Here is a 20,004-nt window from a genome sequence, read left to right as displayed (position 1 = left end):
AAATAGTAAGGGGGATTATTTTGACACTTCAAGCTAGTGAACTGACGTTAGATCATCTGATGCATATTTCCACCAAGCCCGGTATGAATTTAACAGACTTAAATTTTACATTAACGAGTATGGAAGCATGGGGATTACTTCGGAAAGATTTAATTACTGCACTTGGTGTTCAACGTGCGAAACGATTTTTGCTTCGTTATGCATATAATTGTGGAGCGCATGAAGCGAGAATGTTAAAAGATAAGATTAATTGGAAAGACAACATGGAGTGGCTCATTGCAGGCTCTAAAATGCATAGTTTAACGGGAAGATCTTTATCGTACCCAGAAGAATTCTATGTCGACCTTGAAAAGAAAACCTTTAATGTTTCTGGTTATTGGATAGATTCCTATGAAGCAAAACAGCATTTAGAGTATTTTCCGATGCATTCAGAACCGATTTGTTATTTTTTAATTGGTTATGCGAGTGGTTATACGAGTGCTTGTGTAGGGAAAAAAATTATCTTTAAAGAAGTGAAATGTAGAGGAAAAGGCGACGACCATTGTAGTTATATTGGGAAAACAGTTGAGGAATGGGGCGACGACATTTCCGAGGAACTGCTTTTTTATGTTGATGACGATATGTCAGGTGAACTGGATCAGATGTATCGAAAAGTTGAACTAGAAAAAGAACGATTCCAAATCGGTTCCTCTTTAAGCCGAAATTTAACGACGGCCATGCTTAAAGGGGAAGGGTTCCCCGCTTTTGCGGAACTATTAGGAAAAAGCTTGCATTGTCCTGTCTTAATTGAAAATAGCAATTTCAAGTTGCTTGCTCAATATGGTGACAACCCTGGAATGACGGATTATATGTCGGCGGAGAATTTTTGGCCAAGTGAATATGAAACAACGGCACTCAATCACATTATTGTAACGGATTTGAAAGATAAAACATTTAAGCTTTTGACAACATCCATCGTTGTTCGAAATCAAGTTCACGGATATATAACCATCGCATTAGATCAAAAAAGTGATGATTTTCATGAAGATTTACTAGAACGTGTCGCAACAATTGCTGCCTTATACTTGCAAAATGAACGGATTGCCCTCGAAACGGAGCAAAGGTTAAAAGGGGAATTGGTCGAGCAACTTCTAAATGATGATGGAACCGAAGTGGGGGAAATTCACAATCGGTTATCGTCACTTGGCTACAATTTAACTGAACCTCATTATATTATGCACATTGATATTAATAATCCAACGATAGAGGAAGACAATTCGACGAATTATAAATACATGCGCATTCGAAATCAATTGACGACTAGCATTCAAAACGCAGACGATCAATATAATATTCTGATTCTCACAAAGCTCAATACAATCCAAGTGATTATAGCGGAAAAATGGATTGAAAATCAGCGAACGACCATAAAAAAGTTTGGTGAAAAGCTGTTAGGACAAGTTGAGAGTTCTGATCGCCAAATTTGTATTGGAATTAGTAATGAAACACGAAAACTATCTGATTTTAATACGAAGGCAAAAGAAGCAAAAAAAGCTGTTGAGCTGGCAAAATATCGAACGTCCAAATCAGAAATTGTATTAGCTAATGAATTAGGACATTTAACGTTATTTTTAAACGCTCGGGAGCCTGCCGAATTAGAATTGTTTGCGAAGGAAAAATTGAGCCCAGTTCTTGAATACGATGAAAAGAGAAATTCGGAATTGCTGCAAACATTGTTTTATTACTCTCAAAACGAATTCAATTTGCATAAAACAGCGCGTGAAATGTCCATTTCAATTAGTGGAATGCGTTACCGTATTCAGCAAATTGAGGATTTATTGTTTGTCGATTTGTCTGATTCGAATAGTCGTTTTGAAATACAAATCGCACTTCAAATCTTCTTAACCCTTGGGAGAATTCAACTGTAAAATCTAGAAGGAGTGAAAAACGATGGCGAAATATACAATTGTTGACCAAGATACATGTATTGCATGTGGTGCTTGTGGGGGGGCTGCACCGGATATTTTTGACTACAATGACGAGGGTATTTCTTATGTCCTTCTCGATCAAAATGAAGGAACTGTAGAAGTGCCGGAGGATTTGCTAGAGGATCTAGAAGATGCCTATGAGGGATGCCCAACCGAGTCTATTAAAGTTTCCGAAGATCCGTTTAATGGAAATCCATTGAAATTTGAAGAAGTAGGAGTTTTATAACTTTCGATGACATCAAGGCATCGGAATAGAAAGAAATTGTGGAAACTACATGCTGAATACAATTACGTTGCTGCGTAATTGATCATTGAACGGGAGTGAGTCGGATGTCCAATAGAAATGAAGTGTATGATATTACAATTATTGGTGGAGGACCGGTTGGGTTGTTTACTGCTTTTTACGCCGGCTTACGTCAAGCGTCGGTAAAAATCATTGAAAGTTTGCCCCAATTAGGTGGGCAACTTTCTGCGCTTTATCCCGAAAAGTATATATATGACGTGGCAGGTTTTCCGAAAGTGACAGCCCAAGAGCTGGTAGATCGACTTATTGAGCAGATGAATCAATTCGATCCGACGATTGTGTTGAATGAGTCCGTTCTTGAATTGGAAAAGCAAGAGGATGGAATCTTTAAAATGACGACGAATGCAGGGGCACATTTGACGAAGACAATCATTATTACGGCTGGAAATGGTGCTTTTAACCCGCGTAAATTAGAGCTGCCTGCTGCTGAGAAGTATGAAGGGAAAAATCTTCATTACTTTGTAGATGATATGAATAAGTTTGCCGGAAAGAAAGTTCAAGTATTCGGTGGGGGAGATTCAGCGGTTGACTGGGCATTGATGCTTGAACCGATTGCCGAGGAAGTGACGCTTGCTCACCGACGAGCGAAGTTCCGTGCACATGAGCATAGTGTCAAACAGTTAGAAAACTCCACCGTTAAGGTTGTGACTCCTTACGTTCCAACTGAATTTATTGGTGAAGATGCTATTGAACAAGTTGTTCTTCAGCAAGTAAAAGGCGAAGAGACGAAAGTGGTTGAAGTTGATGATGTCCTTGTTAACTATGGATTTGTTTCGTCCCTCGGTCCGATTAAAGAGTGGGGACTAGAGATTGAGAAAAATAGTATTGTCGTCAATTCGAAAATGGAAACAAATATTGAAGGGATTTATGCAGCGGGTGACATTTGTACATATGAAGGGAAAGTTAAACTCATTGCAAGTGGCTTTGGGGAGGCACCTACAGCCGTTAGCAATGCAAAAGTTTATATGGACCCGAGTGCTAAAGTCCAACCGCTTCATAGTACAACGGTTATGGGCGAAAAAGAAAGTAAGCAAAAGGTTGCTTCTTTAACGTAAAATAGATATGAAAGAGATGAATCAAAGCGAGGGATCGCTTCATTTGATTGATCTTTTTGGGGAGAAGAAATGTATTAAAGGGGAGAACGTATATGATTCGTAAAATGGAGCATGTAGCAATCATAGTAAAGGATATGGATCAATCAATTCAATTCTATTCTGAGATGTTTGGATTTACTGTCCGTTTGCGAGGCAATAATCCAAACCGAGAAATGGCTTTTTTATATTTAGAAGCACAACCGAATATGGAGATTGAATTAATCCAAGACATTGATCCGGTTGGGGAATACGATGAGAGTGGAATTGTCAATCATCTCGCGTTTACAGTTGATGATCTTGATGCATCGATACGTTACTACCGCGAAAAAGGAATTGTTTTTACGTCGGAAGAGCCAAAGCCTACACTTGAAGGCGGCCGTATGATTTTATTTAAAGGACCTAATGAGGAGCTTTTGCAGTTTGTAGAGCGAATATAACTTGATCTCCCCGAGCCGATAGGTTGTCATTTAGTGATACTCCTTTCTTGTAATGGAATTACAGGAAAGGAGTATTTTTATCTTCATTCAGCAAATGTTTTTGTACTGAATGCGTAGCATCAGCTACAGAAGACTCCCACCTCTATAGGTGGTGAGGTGAATGCCGGTTTTGTTATCTGTTCAGTGGGTGTCCAAACGCCCGCTGAACGAAGAATGGAAATCGCCGCGTCCTGAAAGAAAGTGCCTTAATTTCTGCAAAGGACGCAGAAATTAAGGCAAATCGAACCCTTCGTTGTTCGATTGGCAACGGTTGCATGACCTACATCCTGTAGGCCCGCGGATGTCACAGATTTTGAAAGGAGTTAATCAAGCAAGCTCGATTCAAAATCTGGACGCAATTACGCCGAGGCGTAATTGATTTTCATGAAAGTAAAACATCTATGTTTTTATTCGTACGAATGAGTCTAATAACATTGGATAATTAGATCGAAACCTAGATTGTTTCAAAAATTCGAATAAATTATGATGAATATACAAACGAAGTATTCCGAATTCTTTAGATAGTGAAACCGCTATCAAACATTCGGTACTTTATGGAGCTAACATTTCATGTAAGGAGGAAACAAAAATGGATCCACGTGAATTCAGAACTACACTTGGTCATTTTGCAACGGGCGTCACGGTGATTACAACGGCACAGGGAAGTGAGCTGATCGGGTTAACGGCCAATGCCTTTTCTTCACTTTCCTTAGACCCGCCACTTGTTCTTGTCTGTATCGACAAAAAGGCCTTTAGTTTGCCAGCGTTTAAAAAGGGTGTCCCTTTCGCTATAAATATTCTGCAAAAGGAGCAAGAGGAAGATTGCTGGCGCTTTGCGAAAAAGTCAGAAGATAAATTTGCAGGTGCGTCTTACACGATTTCCGATCAGGGCGTACCCATTTTACAAGGGAATCTAGCGACGATTGAATGTGATGTTTATGAGATTCTCGAAGGTGGCGATCATGTGATCATCACAGGCTATGTAAAAAATGCCACATACGACGATCAAGCGGAACCATTGCTCTTTTTCCGTGGCAAGCTTGAACGAGTCGCACAAAAAGAATTGGTTGAATAATAAATATTGAACGAAACGACAACGAGAAACAGGGGGAATGAGTCATGTTATCAAAAGCAGACAATCAACTACTCACGCAAACAGATCCAGAAACACCGATGGGCAAATTATTCCGCAGATATTGGATTCCGGCACTACAATCCCATGAATTAGTAAGTGATGGAAAGCCGCAACGAGTGAAGTTGCTAGGTGAAGATTTAGTTGCATTTCGTGATACAGAAGGCAAAGTAGGATTGATTGACGAGCGTTGCCCACACCGTGGAACGTCATTGTATTACGGCATTAATGACGGATGTGGCATTCGTTGTATGTACCATGGCTGGAAATTTGATACGGCTGGAAATTGTACGGAAATTCCTTCAGAACCTACGGACGGGAAGTTTAGACAGTCTATTAAATTAAAAAGTTATCCAACGAAAGAAGTGAGCGGAATCGTTTGGACGTATATGGGACCGCCTGATTCACAACCGGATTTCCCGGAATTTTATTGGATGGGGTTACCGGAAGAAAACAAATTAGTCGAGCGTGTCTGGCAAGAGTGTAACTATGCACAAGCAATGGAAAACGACCTGGATTTTGTACACGCTGCATTTTTGCATAAAGCACATGGTACGCAAGAGGTAGAAGAAGGTATTTTGAGTAGTGACCTAGGCATTGATCCAGATCACCCGCTTGTGAAAAACCCTCCGGTTAAACAAGCTGTTCAAGATACGAACTTTGGGAAACGGTGTATTGCGGTTGGAATTGGAACAGAAGAAGAAAATGCATTTATGGAAATTCACTATATTTTTCCGTTCTATACGTACCCACCACGCTTTGGTGGCGAAGATGGCATGTGGCATGCATTCATTCCAAGGGATGACCATAGTACATGGACGTGGGATGTTCAGTTTGCGCACGATCGCGTAATTGACGTTCAAGCTCAACACGATCGTCGGGGTTTAAAGTTGGATGAGGATTTCCGTAAGCAAATTAATGCTGAAAATGAATACAATCAAGATCGTGAATTGCAAAAGACAGGGAACTTCACAGGGATTCGCGGGATCGCTAACCAAGACCACGCAGCAACTGAAACGATGGGAACAATTGTTGACCGTTCGATTGAGCACTTAGGGACAAGCGATTTACCGATTATCCATATGCGTCGAATCCTGCTTCAACAAGTGAAAGGATTCCAAGAAGGGCAGGAGCCGTTTGCATTGGAGAACGAGTCATTGAAAACGTTATACAGTGACGGCCTTTATGATGACAATCAAAAAACTTGGCAACAAGCGTTTCCATTAAAAGAACAGTTTGATCTGAAGCGCCAGCCGGTTAAGCAGTGATGAATAAGAAACAATACGATGGCTATACCTCTTTTAACTACTTGAGGGAAAATGTCGATTACAAGCGGTATGACCTTGCGACTGAGTTGGATCGAGTACCGCATTATTCGTTGCAGTTAACGGAGGAAGAAGAAGCCAAGCTGAATGAAATTATGGTGAAAGAACCGATCGTTTCTTTAAGAGATCATGGCTTTATCGTTCCGAAAAATTATGACGATATACTCCCATACTGCAGTGAATTGCACACATTCTATCATTATGAAGGCATTGCTCAATCAGGCATCGATATCATTTTTGAAAATTTTATGGATGGCATTTCAATCATTACATCGAAAAATGGATTGAAATGGGACGATGTGATTTACTTACTCGGGATGCGGTATGCAGATATTGAACGTCAAAATACTGTCTATATCGCTCGTTCATATAGTGATATGCAGAAAGCGAAACGCAAGAAACAAACGGCTCTCATCCCTTCTTTAGAGGCTGCTAGTATTTTAGAGAATGAGCTGGATCGTGTGGATATTTTATATGGACTCGGTATTCGGTGTATGGGCATTACGTATAACGAAGCGAATACGCTTGGTTCGGGACTAGTCGAAGCACGTGACGGCGGCTTAACGCAGTTTGGCCGCCGTGTTGTGGAACGGATGAACAGATTAGGGATGATGATTGATATTTCTCACTGTGGCGACCAAACGAGCCTAGACATTATCGAGGCAAGTAGCATGCCTGTCCTTATGACACATGCAGGGGCACGAGCGTTATGGAACACCCCGCGGATGAAACCGGACCATGTGTTAACAGCTTGTGCTGAAAACGGCGGTCTCATTGGGATTTGCGCAGCCCCGAATACAACGTTAACGAAAAGTTCTGCTACCCACTCGATCCATTCTGTCATGGAGCATTTCGAGTATATTGCCAATTTAGTAGGGATTGACCATGTTGGCTTTGGACCGGATACATTTTTTGGCGATCATGTCGCGCTGCAACACGCATTTGATGATCGATTAGGAATTTCAGCTTCGCATAGTGGCGAGGAGTTTGAAGAGTCTTCCTACGTTGAAGGACTCGAAAATCCTTCCGAAGTGATGAAAAATATGATCGGTTGGCTGATTCAACAAGACTATACAACGACGGATATTGCGAAAGTAGCCGGTAGAAATGCCATGAGGGTTATGAAAAAAATCTTCATTTGAAGGGGGGACGCTTATTGTGAATACCATTCAAAAAGTAGCGATCGTCACCGGGGCTGGTCAAGGTCTTGGCCTTGCGATCGCTCAGAAATTGCTATCTGAAGGCATGAACGTTGCCTTTGTCGATGTCAATGAACGACTTTTAGCAGAAGTTCAACAATCGGACCTGTTGACCCATTTCGATTCTTCGAAATACATGTTTCTTACAGTTGACGTATCGGATGTGTTGGCGATTCAAGCGAGTATACATACGATTGTGGAAAGCTGGGGGCGAGTTGATGTGTTAGTGAATAACGCCGGTGTTCGCAAAGAAACGGCGATTGAGGACGTGACAGAAGAGGAGTGGAACCTTATTCTTTCCGTGAATCTCGGCGGAACGTTTTTCTATTCACAAGCAGTACTTGAAACGATGAAAAAACAACAGTCAGGCCGGATCATTAATATCTCATCTTTTGGCGGGCAAGCCGGTCCGTTATCTTCCGGCGCACATTATTGTGCTTCGAAAGCGGGACAGCTTGTCTTAACAAAAGCATTTGCACGCTCATTGGCAGATCAAGGGATTACTGTCAATGCAGTCGCACCTGCAGCGATAGAAACACCGGAAATGGACAATATGGATCCTACCAAATTAGAAAAAATGCAAGCGAGTATTCCGGTCCAGCGTTTTGGAAAAGCAGAAGAAGTTGCCGACATGGTGTCTTATCTTGCTTCTGATGCAGCGGGGTATATTACGGGTTCCACCTTTGATATAAACGGCGGACTGCTTATGCGCTAATTCATTAGGAGTACAAACTTCTAATGAATTAATGCGTTTTGAAACAAATCATTGATGACAAGGAGATGGAAAAATGTCTGAAATTAAACACGGTGCACCCCAAATACCTAACCCGTTACGAGTATTCATAACGTTTGAATCAACGGGATGGTTTGATACGACTCAAGAACAGAAAGAACAAGAATTATTGCCGAAACTGAATGGAATTTTAGAAGAATGGCAACATAATGGATCAGAATTGCTAGGCACATTCGACCGAGATATTTTAACGGCAGGACATGCAGGCCCTGTCAATTGGCACGCATGTTTTTTATATAACATCCCTGATTTGCAAACGGTTACAAACATGACGCATGCATTTCGCGCTGCAGGTCTGGATCGTTATTTCCGTTTAGAAGCTTCCATTGGACGACCATTTTTCTTGTTAGAAAAATAACAACGCAATATAAAATTACGGTTGATTTAGCATTCATCCCCTTCTTCTATAAGATAAGCAGTGGGATGAATGCTAAAACCTTTTCAAAATCCGGACGCAGTTAAGTTCAGGTGTAATTGATTTTTAAAACCGTAAAATATTATTTCTTGTCTAGTCAAATCGCATCATGAAGAAAGCATTTATGACTCGGGAAAGGGGATTTTTAGATGTCTTTGACTGAATACTTAATCAGTGTTGTTGGACTAGAGGAGTCTGAGTTGTTGGTAGGGGAACCAGCGTATACGTTTTCGCTTGAAGGTTTTGAGGAGGATAACGATGAGTGAACTTTTATTTGAAACGATTGAGAACTTGGGGTCATTCATTCAAAAGAAAGAACTATCACCTGTGGAATTAACACAACTATCCCTTGCACGTATCCAACAGCATAATGCTGAATTGACAGCTTTTATAACAGTGATGGAAGAAGAAGCGATCAACCAAGCAAAACAATTAGAAGACGAGCTTCAAAGCGGTAAAATACGTGGACCTTTGCATGGTATTCCGATTGCTGTAAAGGACTTGCTACAGACTGAAGGGGTCCGGACGACAGGTGGCTCAAAGATTTTTCAAGACTGGATACCGGATCAAGATGCGGCTTCCGTTCAAAAACTGAAAGAAGCTGGAGCCATTATTATCGGAAAAGCAAATCTTCATGAATTTGCGATGGGAGCGACAACAGAAAACCCGCACTATGGCATCACGAAAAATCCATGGAATGTCACGAAAATTCCCGGTGGATCAAGTGGTGGATCTGCTGTAGCGACAGCGGTAGGGATGGCTTTTGGTGCTGTTGGAACAGATACAGCAGGGTCCATTCGTCTGCCTGCGGCGATGTGCGGTACAGCAGGCATCAAACCGACATATGGACTTGTCAGTCGTGAAGGGTGTCTTCCATTTAGCTGGTCACTCGATCATGTTGGGCCTATGACACGAACGATCAAAGATGCGGCCATCATGCTGGACGCTATGAAAGGTTATGATCCAAATGATCCAGCATCTGTTAAGCATGACGGTTCAGTTGTCTTCGAGAAATCATTGCCAGACCTACAAGGCGTGAAACTTGGATTTTGTGAACCGTATATGTTTGCTGGGATTACTAAGAGTGTGAAAGTTGTTATTGAAAAGGCCTTTCGTCAATTAGAGGCATTGGGAGCAGAAATTGTTCCGATAAATCTGCCGGGTATTGACAGGGCTCTTGATGGATTACGAATGATCGCTCAAGCAGAAGTAATTTCTTTCCATGAACCACTGTTAAAGAAACATGGGGATGATTATGGGGATGACTTGAAATACCGTTTTCAATTTGGACGGGATATTTCAGCAACCGTATACATCAATGCCCAACGGACAAGGAATGAGTTTATTCGAACGACTCTCCAAAAAATGTATGGCATTGATGCGCTCGTCGGACCGACAAATGTTCAGCCGCCTTATGACATCGGCTCAATGGTTAAGGAACAGGCGATTAGCAATATGTTTACACTAGGCAAGACCCCGCTTGCGAATATATTGGGCTTCCCAGCTCTTTCCGTTGCATGCGGATTTACAGAAGACCGCCTCCCAGTTGGCCTTCAATTAATTGGTAAACCTTTTGGGGACAAGAGAATCTTGGAAATCGCCGATTGTTATGAACGTTCCGAGCGATGGGTACAGGCATTGAAAGAAAACGCGAATGAATTGTATGTCAACTCAGAAGTAAAAGAAAAAGCTATGTTCCCGTAAAATGCATAAGAGTACGTGTGAAATGACTATAAGAAATCAGAACTGTGACAATTCAGTAACTGGAAGTCCAAAGGGGGAACAGTTTAGATGAAATTCATTAATCCAATGCAAACGATTGATAACAGCCGTGTTCATTCATTTCACATCGCACTAGTCGCTTGGCTCTTTTTTATTATTATGTCTGATGGCTACGATGTCGTCATTTACGGAGCCGTTGTACCTGCACTGATAGAGGAATGGGGCATGTCTGATGTACTGGCTGGCGCCATCGGTAGTTACACAATTGCGGGTACAGTGATAGGTGCAATCACTTTTGGATTACTGGCAGATAAAATTGGGAGAAAGAAAGTCATTATTATTTGTATCGTTTTTTTCAGCTTCTTCACCTTTCTTTCAGGTTTTGCGTCAGGGGCAGTAATGTTTACGATTTGCCGAATCATCGCAGGTCTTGGGCTTGGCGGCGTGATGCCGAATGTCATGGCATTAATGACAGAGTTCGCACCTAAATATAAACGGACGGCTCTTGTAGCATACGTGTTTGCCGGCTATTCTGTCGGAGGGATTATTGCAGCGTTGACAAGTCGTGCGCTACTCCCAATAGTAGGATGGCAACCAGTCTTTTGGCTGGCCGCTATTCCACTGTTAATGCTGCCTTTCATTATAAAAAATATCCCGGAGTCAGTCGCATACCTCATTGAAAAAGGAGAACTGGAAAAAGCGAAACAGATCTTGAGAAAAGTCGATCCATCCATGCCACTGCTTGCTCAGCTGGAACCACCACGGTCAACTAACAGTGCTGTTGGGTTACCGGTCGTTAAAATGTTTGAAGAGAAGCGAGCGCTTAGCACTTTTATGTTTTGGATTGCCAGCTTCTGCTCACTCCTCCTCGTTTTCTCTTTGACTACTTGGCTGCCACGTCTATTGATGCAGGCAGGCTATGATTTGAGTTCAAGCTTACTCTTTACGGCGGTCATGCAAGTTGGGGCAATTGCAGGAACAATTCTACTTGGAAGGCTGATGGACAAAGTAGGTCCAAAAAAAGTGCTTGTCCCCCTTTTTCTTTCTGGAGCTCTTGCGCTTGGGCTCATTGGCTTTTCAAAAAGTACGGTCATCGTCTTCGGACTGATTGCAGTCATCGGTGCAGCGTCTATTGGAGTTCAAAATTTATCAAGTACATTTGTTTCCCAGTATTATCCGACTAGTATACGTGCGTCTGCACTTGGCAGTACAATGGCAATTGGCCGGATTGGCGGTATCTTAGCCCCAATCCTTATCGGAATCTTGTTGACGTTGAACTTGCATCCGCAATTTAACTTTGGGGCTATTGGAATCGCGTCTTTAGTTGGCGGTATAGCATTAGCGTTTGTACAGGAGCAACATGCGTCCTATAACAAGCTAGAAGAGGAAAACTTGAAACAAGTTCAATCTAAACTAGTTAAAGAGAGCTATGCGGAACCGATTCGATTACCAAAATAAAATAAAAGATGGCAATGTCGGTGGTGTGAGTATCTAGGCAAATGTTAATCTATTGGACCAGTTTGTTATAAAACAAAGCTAAGTGAAGAAAAAAGCATTTTACCCTTGGCGGGGGTGCGGAGATGTGCAACGGTTTTATCGATGTGTCCGCATAATATACAAGCAGGTGCCCAGCCAGCTCTGATCGCTCAGGCCTTTCCAGCTAGATTGCGCTATAGTGGTGCTTCCATTGGTTTACAAATACCTGCAATATTTGCTGGAGGGATCGCTCCGCTCGTCTGCACGTATCTCGTGCAAGTGACTGGAACCATTTACTCAATTGGTTTTTATTTAGCATTTACTGCGGTTCTGAGTCTTATAGGTACTGTTTTACTTAAAAATCTTTCAGCAACTGGTGAAGAGACTGAGGAAATGATAATCGGCAGCGATATGGAACAGCCGAAACTAGTGAAAAATTGATGCATGATTGAAGAAAAGGGCTGTCCAGAAAGTTTGTGAAAACTGAGGACAGCCTCTTTGGTTATAGAGAAATTGTGTACGGCTTCCCGACTTCCGCAAGCTCGACAGATCCGTTAAATGTACTGGCAGCGGCCGCAAGAATCTCTTGGATATCACCGTGCAGTGGCAAATGGGTGAGTACAAGCTGGTTGACACCGGCCAGTTTCGCCAATTTGCCCGCTTCGCTACCGCCCATATGACCGGGTGCTTTGCCAACATGTTCTTCATACAAGTTCGCTTCACTTATTAACAGATCAGCCCCGCATGCGAAGTCCACCAGCTCATCCCGCCACTCTGTATCTGCCGTCAAAATGACTGATCGATCGTCCACTTTAAATTTCATTGCCAAGCAATAGACAGGGTGGATTGTTCGACAAAAAGATACTTCAAACGGTCCGATTTGGACGATCTCCTCTTCTGAAATGCCCACACCTACTGTCTGTTCTTTGTATGACAGTTTCGCGAAGTTTTCTTCATCTTCCCGATGTCCGTAAATTGGTAAAACAGGTGCCGGTTTGCCGAGATAGTACTGGATCAGCCGGCTATATTGCAGGCTGCCGATATCTGAAATATGATCTGCGTGATAATGACTGATGACGACCGCATCCAATTTTTCTAACGGTAAATGATTTTGCAAGGATGACAGAACCCCGCTGCCACAATCGATCAGACAATGGAAGCCTTCATGTTCGATTAAAAACGAAGAGGTTGCACTGTTTGCTTTCGGGTAACCGCCTCAAATGCCGATGGGGATAACTTTCATATTGAAACGCCTCCTTCATTGTTGTAAGTGTATCGTGGAAACGCGGCAAAGAAAAGTTTGTACGAGAAAAATGGAAAGTAGATAAATTTGGCAAAATATTAGACTACGAGTAGTATCATCTTTTACGAGAAGTACAATTGTAAATAACTAAAAAAGCAAAAAAATAGTTACAATTTATTTTTTTGTTAAATAGGTGATTCTGATAAAAGGGTTTCAACTCAAATAATATAAGATTTCAAATGAATTCATTAAAGAGTTGGAAGGTATTGACTGTTCGTCATATTTCAAAATTATTTTTTGCTATTTAAATAATTCTAACTATCTTATATACTGATAATTATTCAAGAGATTGGTTATTTTTTTTCTGAACATTTTTACTAACTATTGGTATGGAAGGAGTCTCCTATGGAAACGAAAAGAAAGGGTTTATTCCAAAGTTTTTTGGACATGGTTGAGAAAACCGGAAATAAGTTGCCGCATCCGGTAACTTTGTTCGCTGGATTGGCGCTGCTTGTCCTTGTCCTATCATGGATAGTATCATCATTTGGGGTAACCGCCGAACATCCTGGCAAGCCGGGAGAAATGATTGAGGTTAAAAACCTACTAAGCGGGGAAGGTATCAAATACATATTTACACAAATGACGGCGAACTTCGTCGGGTTCGCACCGCTTGGTGTTGTTTTGTTAACGATGTTAGGAATCGGGCTCGCAGAAGGATCGGGTCTGATTAGTGCACTGTTACGTGGGTTTGTTATGGCCGTTCCCAAACGACTGATTACAGCAGGACTTGTTTTTGCAGGCGTTATGTCAAGTGTTGCTTCAGATGCGGGATACGTTGTCTTGCCTCCCCTTGGAGCGGTTATCTTTGCCGCATTGGGACGTCATCCGTTAGCGGGTCTTGCAGCTGCATTCGCTGGTGTTTCCGGAGGATTTAGCGCAAACCTGTTTTTATCAGGGACGGATGCATTGCTCGGTGAGCTGACCATTTCCGCAGCGGCAATCATGGATCCTGCATATGCAGAAAATATGAACATCGCTATGAACTATTTCTTCATAGCAGCTTCTGTATTCGTTCTAACATTCGTTGGTGCGTGGGTAACTGAAAAAATTGTCGAACCGCGCCTTGGTGAATATAAGGGCGAGTACCGCGAAAAAATTGAAAAGCTGACGACGATTGAGAAAAAAGGACTTGTTTGGGCGACGGTTTCTGTAGTCATCTCAAGTATCTTATTTGCATTGCTCATTCTTCCTGAAGGGGCACCGCTACGTGGAGTGGAAGGCGAAATGCCGATCATTCGTTCACCGTTTATGAGTTCGTTGGTACCGATTATTGCAATTTTGTTCTTTATACCTGGACTTGTTTACGGGAAAGTTACGAAAGTGATCCGCAATGATCGAGACGTTGCTGCGATGATGTCTGCGACGATGGCGGCGATGGGCATGTTCATTGTCTTGTCGTTTACAGCGGGTCAATTTGTTGCCTTTTTCACAGAGTCCAACATGGGGCTGATGATTGGTGTGTATGGTGCGCAATTCCTTGACAGCATTAATTTAAGAGGGATTCCTCTCATCTTGATGTTTATCCTTATTTCAGCATTTATCAACCTGTTCATCGGTAGTGCGTCTGCGAAATGGGCGATGATGGCACCGGTATTTGTACCGATCATGATGGAGATGGGCTATACGCCTGAGTTAACGCAAATGGCGTACCGTATCGCCGATTCGTCTACGAATATCATTTCACCACTTATGACTTATTTCGCGATTATTATCGCATTCGCACAGAAATACGATAAGAAAATGGGAATTGGGACACTTATCTCAGTCATGTTCCCATACAGCATGTTCTTCCTTGTCTTCTGGACAGCGACACTTGTTGTCTGGATGTTGTTCGGTATTGATTTGGGTCCTGGTTCAGGAATCCACTATCCAAATTAATCATATAGTGTCTTAAAAACAGTTTTTTTTATAGAAATGAAAACCGCACCCTTTCACAAGAGGTGCGGTTTTTCATTTATTTCTTTTCAATCAACCCTGATTCAATCAAAAATTCTTCTGCGACGATTTCGACCATCATGCCTTCGTTGTCGACTTTGGCGTTCATTTTTTGCATGGCTTCTTCGTCGATTTTCCCTTCGAGTTGTCTGAGGACTTCCTCGATTTCAGGATACTCTTGCAGCGCTTCTTTTCGTACGAGCGGCAGTGCGTGGTAGGGAGGGAAGTAGGATTTATCATCCTCCAACACACGCAGGTCATAATCTTGTAGCTGACCGTCTGTTGTGTAGGAGTTGATGACGTCCACTTCTTTTGCGCCGATGGAACGGTACATGATGCCGTGGTCCATCCCTTTGACGTCTTTGAATTTCAGACCGTATTCTTTCTGGAAGCCGGGTAGGCCATCCGGACGGTCGATAAATTCAAAAACCGCACCGAGTGTGAAGTCTTCAGAGACTTTCGCGAAGTCGCTGAATGTTTTGACGCCAAGCTCTTCGGCTCTTGATTCGTCTAAAGCCAATGTGTACGTATTATTGAAGCCGAATGTGTTGAAGGCGATAATGCCGTCTTCGTCGACAAGCCGTTTTGTCGCTTCTAACGTCTCTTCGGCTGTCCCGGGATCCTCGTGGTAATAGGTGACGACAATTGTCCCTGTATAATCGGGTATGACGTCGATCAGACCGTTTTGCATTGCATTCCAGACGACAGTTGAGCCGCCAAGGTTCTCTTTGTAAGAAACCTCTATATCGGTTTTCTCTTCAATCAATTGTCCCATCACATGCGACAAAATGATGCTTTCCGTATTGTTTCGTGAACCAAGTATCAATGTATCCTTTTCGATGAAGATACAGCCTGATAGCATACTCGCGACAAGTATTGTCATCATCAATGCGATAAGCTTTTTTCTCATACTCATTTCAATCCTTCCGGCGTGGTCCATTTTTCAACCGCAGTGAAGAGCGTTTCAAGAATGATCGCTAGAAGTGCAGCCGGAATCGCTCCTAGTAAAATCAAGCCGTCGATGCCGCGCGTAATCCCAAGGAAGATGAAATCGCCTAGACCGCCCGCTCCGATGAACGCTGCCAGTGTGGCATTCCCGACGTTAATGACCGCGGCTGTACGGACTCCGGCCATGATGACGGGGATCGCTAAAGGCAACTCCACTTTGAGGAGGACTTGCATACTCGTCATTCCCATCCCTTTTGCCGCCTCGGTCGTCGCCTTGTCAACATCTTTGATGCCCGTGTAGGTGTTCCGAATTATCGGAAGGAGCGAATACAGGAACAATGCGGCAATTGCCGTTTTGACACCGATCCCGAAAATAGGAATCATGAATCCGAGCAATGCCAAGCTTGGAATCGTCTGCATGATTCCGGCCCCGCCGAGCACCAAGTTAGCAAGCTTAGGTACACGTGTAGCGAAAATACCGAGTGTCACGCCGAGGATGATAGCGATCAACATCGAGAAAAATACAAGTTGGATATGGACAGATGTGGCTGAAAGCAATTCTTGCCAACGCATCTGCAACTGTTGGGTGAGCTGTTGCCAAATATTCAAGTTATTCATGGTCGTTTTCCTCCGTATCTGTCCACGGGCTGGACATGGCGGATAGCAATGAACCGCGTGTGACGACGCCTAATACCCGCTGTTGTGCGTCAACGATCGGAATAATGCCGAATGGTGCCTCATCCATCATGACAATGGCATCCCTGGCTGTCGCTGTCTCTGGCAGGAATGGCTCACGGGATAACATGATTTCTTCGACCGTTTTAATGACATCCAATTTTTTGATGACATCGTATGCGGAAACGATTCCGACTAGCTTTTTGTCATCATCGACAACAATAAGGTTTGTAATTTTTCGCTGCCGGATAAGCGAGAGCGCTTTTTCCGGAGACCTTTGAGGGAGAGAGGTGACGACTGTTTCCGACATAATTTCGGTAACGGGCATCAGTTCAGGGTTTTGGGTTATCCGGTGTTTACCGATGAACTCCTCTACAAAGCCGTGGGCTGGTTCGTGAAGTAATTTTTCTGGAGTGTCCAATTGTAGAAGTTTACCGTCTTTCATAATTGCGATGCGATCGCCCATCTTCAATGCTTCATCCATGTCGTGGGTAACGAAAACAAAGGTCTTATTCAATTTTTTATGCAAGGCACTTACTTCGGCCTGCAACTGTTCGCGTGTCAGTGGATCGAGTGCACTGAATGGTTCATCCATTAAAATAATGTCCGGGTTGGCTGCCAGTGCCCGCGCAATCCCGACTCGTTGCTGTTGACCGCCGGAAAGTTCTTTGGGGTAACGGGTGGCATATACTTCGGGATCGAGGCCGACGAGTTCAAGCAGTTCGTTCACTCGAGCTTTAATCTCTTTGTCGTTCCATCCCTTCATTTGCGGGACAATGCCGATGTTCTTTTCGATCGTATAGTGGGGAAAAAGTCCGATCTGTTGGATGACATAACCGATGTCCTTACGCAATTCAGATGGATTATACGAATTGATATCTTTTCCGTTGATGGAAATGGTTCCACTCGTATGGGGTTCCATCTTATTGATCATTTTCATTGTCGTTGATTTTCCCGAACCACTTGGTCCAATTAGCACCAAAAATTCACCTTCCTGAATATCGAAGCTAATTGACTTTACGGCTTGGAAGCCGTCATCATACACTTTGCTCACATTTTCAAATTTCAGCATGAAATCCTCCTATTATTTTTTTCTTTCATTATTATTTCGATAAAGTGAATAAAAAAATAATGAAAAGTAATAAAAAAACAAGACATTTTAACTCTTGCCAATTTAAGAGTGTCGTCTTATTCAATTAGTATAGCATATGCAAAGAATATTTAACAGGTTTTTCTGATATTTCCGTCCTCTGATGTCCTGAATTGCTTGGTCGTGAAGGTTTCCGATAAAATGGACGGAAGAAGGGAGTCGATCGGGGTGGACATGAGCATTTTTATTGTTGAGGATGATATTTCAATTTTTAATTCACTAAAAGAACGGCTGGAGCAATGGTCTTTTCATGTCAAGGGACCGGCTGATTTTAACGATGTGATGGGATCTTTCATTCAAACGAATCCGCATCTTGTCATCTTGGACATTCAACTGCCGGCTTATGACGGATTCCATTGGTGTCGCGAAATTCGTGCGGTGTCAAAAGTACCGATCATTTTTTTATCCTCCCGCGATCATCCGCTGGATATGGTCATGGCAATGAATATGGGCGCGGATGACTATATTCAGAAACCGTTCCACCTGGATGTGCTGCTTGCGAAAACGCAAGCCTTATTGAGAAGGACGTATGCATATGGTGAGGAAGCGCCGGATGTGCTGGAGTGGAATGGTGCGATGATTGACTTGAAACGGGGCGTCATTCGACGAGATGGGCAGGAAACGGAGCTGTCGAAAAATGAATTTTTCATCCTGACTGTGCTCGTTCAATCCAATGATGAAATTATTTCACGTGATGATTTGATCCGAAAATTATGGGATGACGAACGGTTTGTCAATGACAATACATTAACGGTGAACGTGACACGCCTACGGCAGAAACTTGCGGAAATCGGGCTGGGTGAAGCAATTGTTACGAAAAAAGGACTTGGTTATATGGCGGTCACGTTGTAGGAAGGGGGTTATCCACATGTTCATTCATTATGTGAGGGATATGAAAAGTTGGATTTTGTTTTTTGTGCTGTCGCTCGGGTTGGCGGACATGCTCATTTGGTTGGATCCGGGGATCGACGCAAAGTTTGCATCGGTCCTTTATTTTAATCTGTTGCTGATTGTCATATTGGTCTTATTTATCGTTTGGCGGTATCGGGTGGAAATGAAATTCACAAAAAAACTGGTTGTGCTTGCAGAAGAGCAAATGAAGGACTGGCAGGAAGCATTGCCGGAAACTGACTTTCTACGGGATGAAATGGTGAAAGAAGTTTTGCAACAGGCCGAGCTGGAATTTTCAAGTGAACTGGCCGCCATTCGGAAGGATCGTGTCATCGAAGGGGACTATACTGCCGCGTGGGTGCATGAAGTGAAAACACCGCTGACCGCGATGAAATTGACGATGGATGCCCATCGGGAAAATCCGGTTATCCGGAAAATAGAAACGGAGTGGTTGCGCGTCCATTTGTTGATCGACCAACAGCTGTACATTTCGCGATTGCCGACGCTTGAAGCGGATTATGTTCTGGAAAAAGCGGACTTTCGCCAGCTGGCCACAGCGGAAGTGCGTGAACTAGCGACATGGTGCATGGAAAAGAATATTGCAGTCGAATTGGAAGGCGAAGGGCTAGACGTTGTCACAGATGTGAAGTGGAGCCGATTCATCATCCGGCAACTATTGACGAATGCATTGAAATACAGTCCAGAAGGGGGAACGATTTTTATTTCAATGGATGTCACGGCGTTAGGAAATGCTATATTGACGATTAAAGATGAAGGGCCCGGCATCGAACCCCATGATGTACCGCGGATTTTCGATAAAGGATTCACCGGCGGAACCGGCAGATTGCATAACGCCGCAACCGGCCTAGGCCTTTACCTCGCACAAACGGTTGCGGAGAAAATCGGAATACAACTGACAGTGCAATCTGAAGTGGGAAAAGGAACGATTGTTGGCATGACTTTTTCTATTGAAAATGAGTTTGATAAAACGAGAATTCGCTCGGGGGATGTGTACTGAGGAGGGCGCGATGGTGAGGGATTATGATCGTTTGGAGGGAGTTATTGAGCGTTGGGAATGGTTTATGATCACTTGGATGTGTCCTTTGAGCGCTAGGGAGATTTTATTATTATTAGAAGAAGCGTATTGAGCGCCAGTAAGAATTAATGATCACTTGAAGGCACCCCATCCCCATTTCAAC

At 43.0% G+C, this 20,004-nt stretch carries 18 protein-coding genes and 1 pseudogene; 15 read left to right on the top strand and 4 right to left on the bottom strand.

The window, feature by feature from the left end:
• The first annotated feature begins 20 nt into the window (after nt 1-20).
• The 12 genes from ACFPRA_RS10955 to ACFPRA_RS10900 all read left to right on the top strand — a co-directional run bounded on the left by ACFPRA_RS10955 (nt 21) and on the right by ACFPRA_RS10900 (nt 12,344).
• Entirely contained in the window at nt 21-1,907 is a 1,887-nt protein-coding gene (locus ACFPRA_RS10955; protein WP_381434039.1) for a XylR N-terminal domain-containing protein, read from the top strand.
• Between the two features lie 22 nt (nt 1,908-1,929).
• Nucleotides 1,930-2,193 carry a ferredoxin gene (locus tag ACFPRA_RS10950; RefSeq protein ID WP_381434036.1) on the top strand — a complete coding sequence of 88 codons (264 nt, stop codon included), beginning with the start codon at nt 1,930-1,932 and terminating at the stop codon, nt 2,191-2,193.
• 104 nt (nt 2,194-2,297) lie between these two features.
• Nucleotides 2,298-3,326 carry an NAD(P)/FAD-dependent oxidoreductase gene (locus ACFPRA_RS10945; protein WP_381434033.1) on the top strand — a complete coding sequence of 343 codons (1,029 nt, stop codon included), beginning with the start codon at nt 2,298-2,300 and terminating at the stop codon, nt 3,324-3,326.
• A gap of 92 nt (nt 3,327-3,418) precedes the next feature.
• Nucleotides 3,419-3,802, top strand: coding sequence for a VOC family protein (locus ACFPRA_RS10940; protein WP_381434030.1), 384 nt, complete (start codon nt 3,419-3,421; stop codon nt 3,800-3,802).
• Between the two features lie 628 nt (nt 3,803-4,430).
• A complete protein-coding gene (locus ACFPRA_RS10935) occupies nt 4,431-4,916 on the top strand; it encodes a flavin reductase family protein (protein WP_381434027.1) in 486 nt (161 codons plus the stop codon).
• A 44-nt stretch (nt 4,917-4,960) separates the two neighbouring features.
• Nucleotides 4,961-6,241 (top strand): Rieske 2Fe-2S domain-containing protein, encoded by a 1,281-nt coding sequence (locus tag ACFPRA_RS10930; RefSeq protein ID WP_381434025.1) that lies wholly within the window; start codon nt 4,961-4,963, stop codon nt 6,239-6,241.
• A complete protein-coding gene (locus tag ACFPRA_RS10925; RefSeq protein ID WP_381434023.1) occupies nt 6,241-7,440 on the top strand; it encodes a dipeptidase in 1,200 nt (399 codons plus the stop codon). The genes ACFPRA_RS10930 and ACFPRA_RS10925 overlap by 1 nt, the downstream gene beginning before the upstream one ends.
• A gap of 16 nt (nt 7,441-7,456) precedes the next feature.
• Entirely contained in the window at nt 7,457-8,212 is a 756-nt protein-coding gene (locus tag ACFPRA_RS10920; RefSeq protein WP_381434021.1) for an SDR family NAD(P)-dependent oxidoreductase, read from the top strand.
• Nucleotides 8,213-8,285: 73 nt separating this feature from the next.
• Nucleotides 8,286-8,648, top strand: a complete 363-nt coding sequence (locus ACFPRA_RS10915; RefSeq protein ID WP_381434019.1) for a hypothetical protein — start codon at nt 8,286-8,288, stop codon at nt 8,646-8,648.
• A gap of 315 nt (nt 8,649-8,963) precedes the next feature.
• The gene (locus tag ACFPRA_RS10910; protein ID WP_381434016.1) at nt 8,964-10,409 is read left to right on the top strand and encodes an amidase; all 1,446 of its coding nucleotides are present in this window, start codon (nt 8,964-8,966) and stop codon (nt 10,407-10,409) included.
• A gap of 87 nt (nt 10,410-10,496) precedes the next feature.
• Nucleotides 10,497-11,885 (top strand): MFS transporter, encoded by a 1,389-nt coding sequence (locus ACFPRA_RS10905; protein ID WP_381434014.1) that lies wholly within the window; start codon nt 10,497-10,499, stop codon nt 11,883-11,885.
• A 114-nt stretch (nt 11,886-11,999) separates the two neighbouring features.
• Nucleotides 12,000-12,344, top strand: coding sequence for a hypothetical protein (locus ACFPRA_RS10900; RefSeq protein ID WP_381434011.1), 345 nt, complete (start codon nt 12,000-12,002; stop codon nt 12,342-12,344).
• A gap of 61 nt (nt 12,345-12,405) precedes the next feature.
• Here the strand turns inward: ACFPRA_RS10900 and ACFPRA_RS10895 are convergent.
• Nucleotides 12,406-13,086 (bottom strand): annotated as a pseudogene (locus tag ACFPRA_RS10895) (MBL fold metallo-hydrolase); the annotation flags it as partial.
• A gap of 465 nt (nt 13,087-13,551) precedes the next feature.
• Here ACFPRA_RS10895 and ACFPRA_RS10890 point away from each other — a divergent pair.
• A complete protein-coding gene (locus ACFPRA_RS10890; RefSeq protein WP_381434009.1) occupies nt 13,552-15,084 on the top strand; it encodes an AbgT family transporter in 1,533 nt (510 codons plus the stop codon).
• A 76-nt stretch (nt 15,085-15,160) separates the two neighbouring features.
• On the opposite strand, the gene ACFPRA_RS10885 is transcribed toward ACFPRA_RS10890, so the two are convergent.
• Genes ACFPRA_RS10885 through ACFPRA_RS10875 form a run of 3 tightly spaced genes read right to left on the bottom strand, consistent with a single transcriptional unit; the run spans nt 15,161 to nt 17,836 of the window.
• Nucleotides 15,161-16,057: a glycine betaine ABC transporter substrate-binding protein gene (locus tag ACFPRA_RS10885; RefSeq protein WP_381434006.1), complete on the bottom strand. Its 897-nt coding sequence runs from the start codon at nt 16,055-16,057 to the stop codon at nt 15,161-15,163.
• Nucleotides 16,054-16,707 (bottom strand): ABC transporter permease, encoded by a 654-nt coding sequence (locus ACFPRA_RS10880; protein ID WP_381434004.1) that lies wholly within the window; start codon nt 16,705-16,707, stop codon nt 16,054-16,056. The genes ACFPRA_RS10885 and ACFPRA_RS10880 overlap by 4 nt, the downstream gene beginning before the upstream one ends.
• The gene (locus ACFPRA_RS10875; protein ID WP_381434002.1) at nt 16,700-17,836 is read right to left on the bottom strand and encodes a betaine/proline/choline family ABC transporter ATP-binding protein; all 1,137 of its coding nucleotides are present in this window, start codon (nt 17,834-17,836) and stop codon (nt 16,700-16,702) included. Before ACFPRA_RS10875 ends, ACFPRA_RS10880 begins: the two co-directional genes overlap by 8 nt.
• Nucleotides 17,837-18,088: 252 nt before the next feature.
• Here ACFPRA_RS10875 and ACFPRA_RS10870 point away from each other — a divergent pair, with 252 nt between their 5' ends.
• Nucleotides 18,089-18,766 (top strand): response regulator transcription factor, encoded by a 678-nt coding sequence (locus ACFPRA_RS10870; RefSeq protein ID WP_239389967.1) that lies wholly within the window; start codon nt 18,089-18,091, stop codon nt 18,764-18,766.
• Between the two features lie 16 nt (nt 18,767-18,782).
• Nucleotides 18,783-19,823 (top strand): sensor histidine kinase, encoded by a 1,041-nt coding sequence (locus tag ACFPRA_RS10865; RefSeq protein WP_381433999.1) that lies wholly within the window; start codon nt 18,783-18,785, stop codon nt 19,821-19,823.
• Nucleotides 19,824-20,004: the final 181 nt, after the last annotated feature.

The organism is Sporosarcina soli, assembly GCF_042655805.1.
Classification (GTDB): Bacteria; Bacillota; Bacilli; order Bacillales_A; family Planococcaceae; genus Sporosarcina; species Sporosarcina soli.
This window is presented reverse-complemented; position numbering and strand designations above follow the sequence as displayed.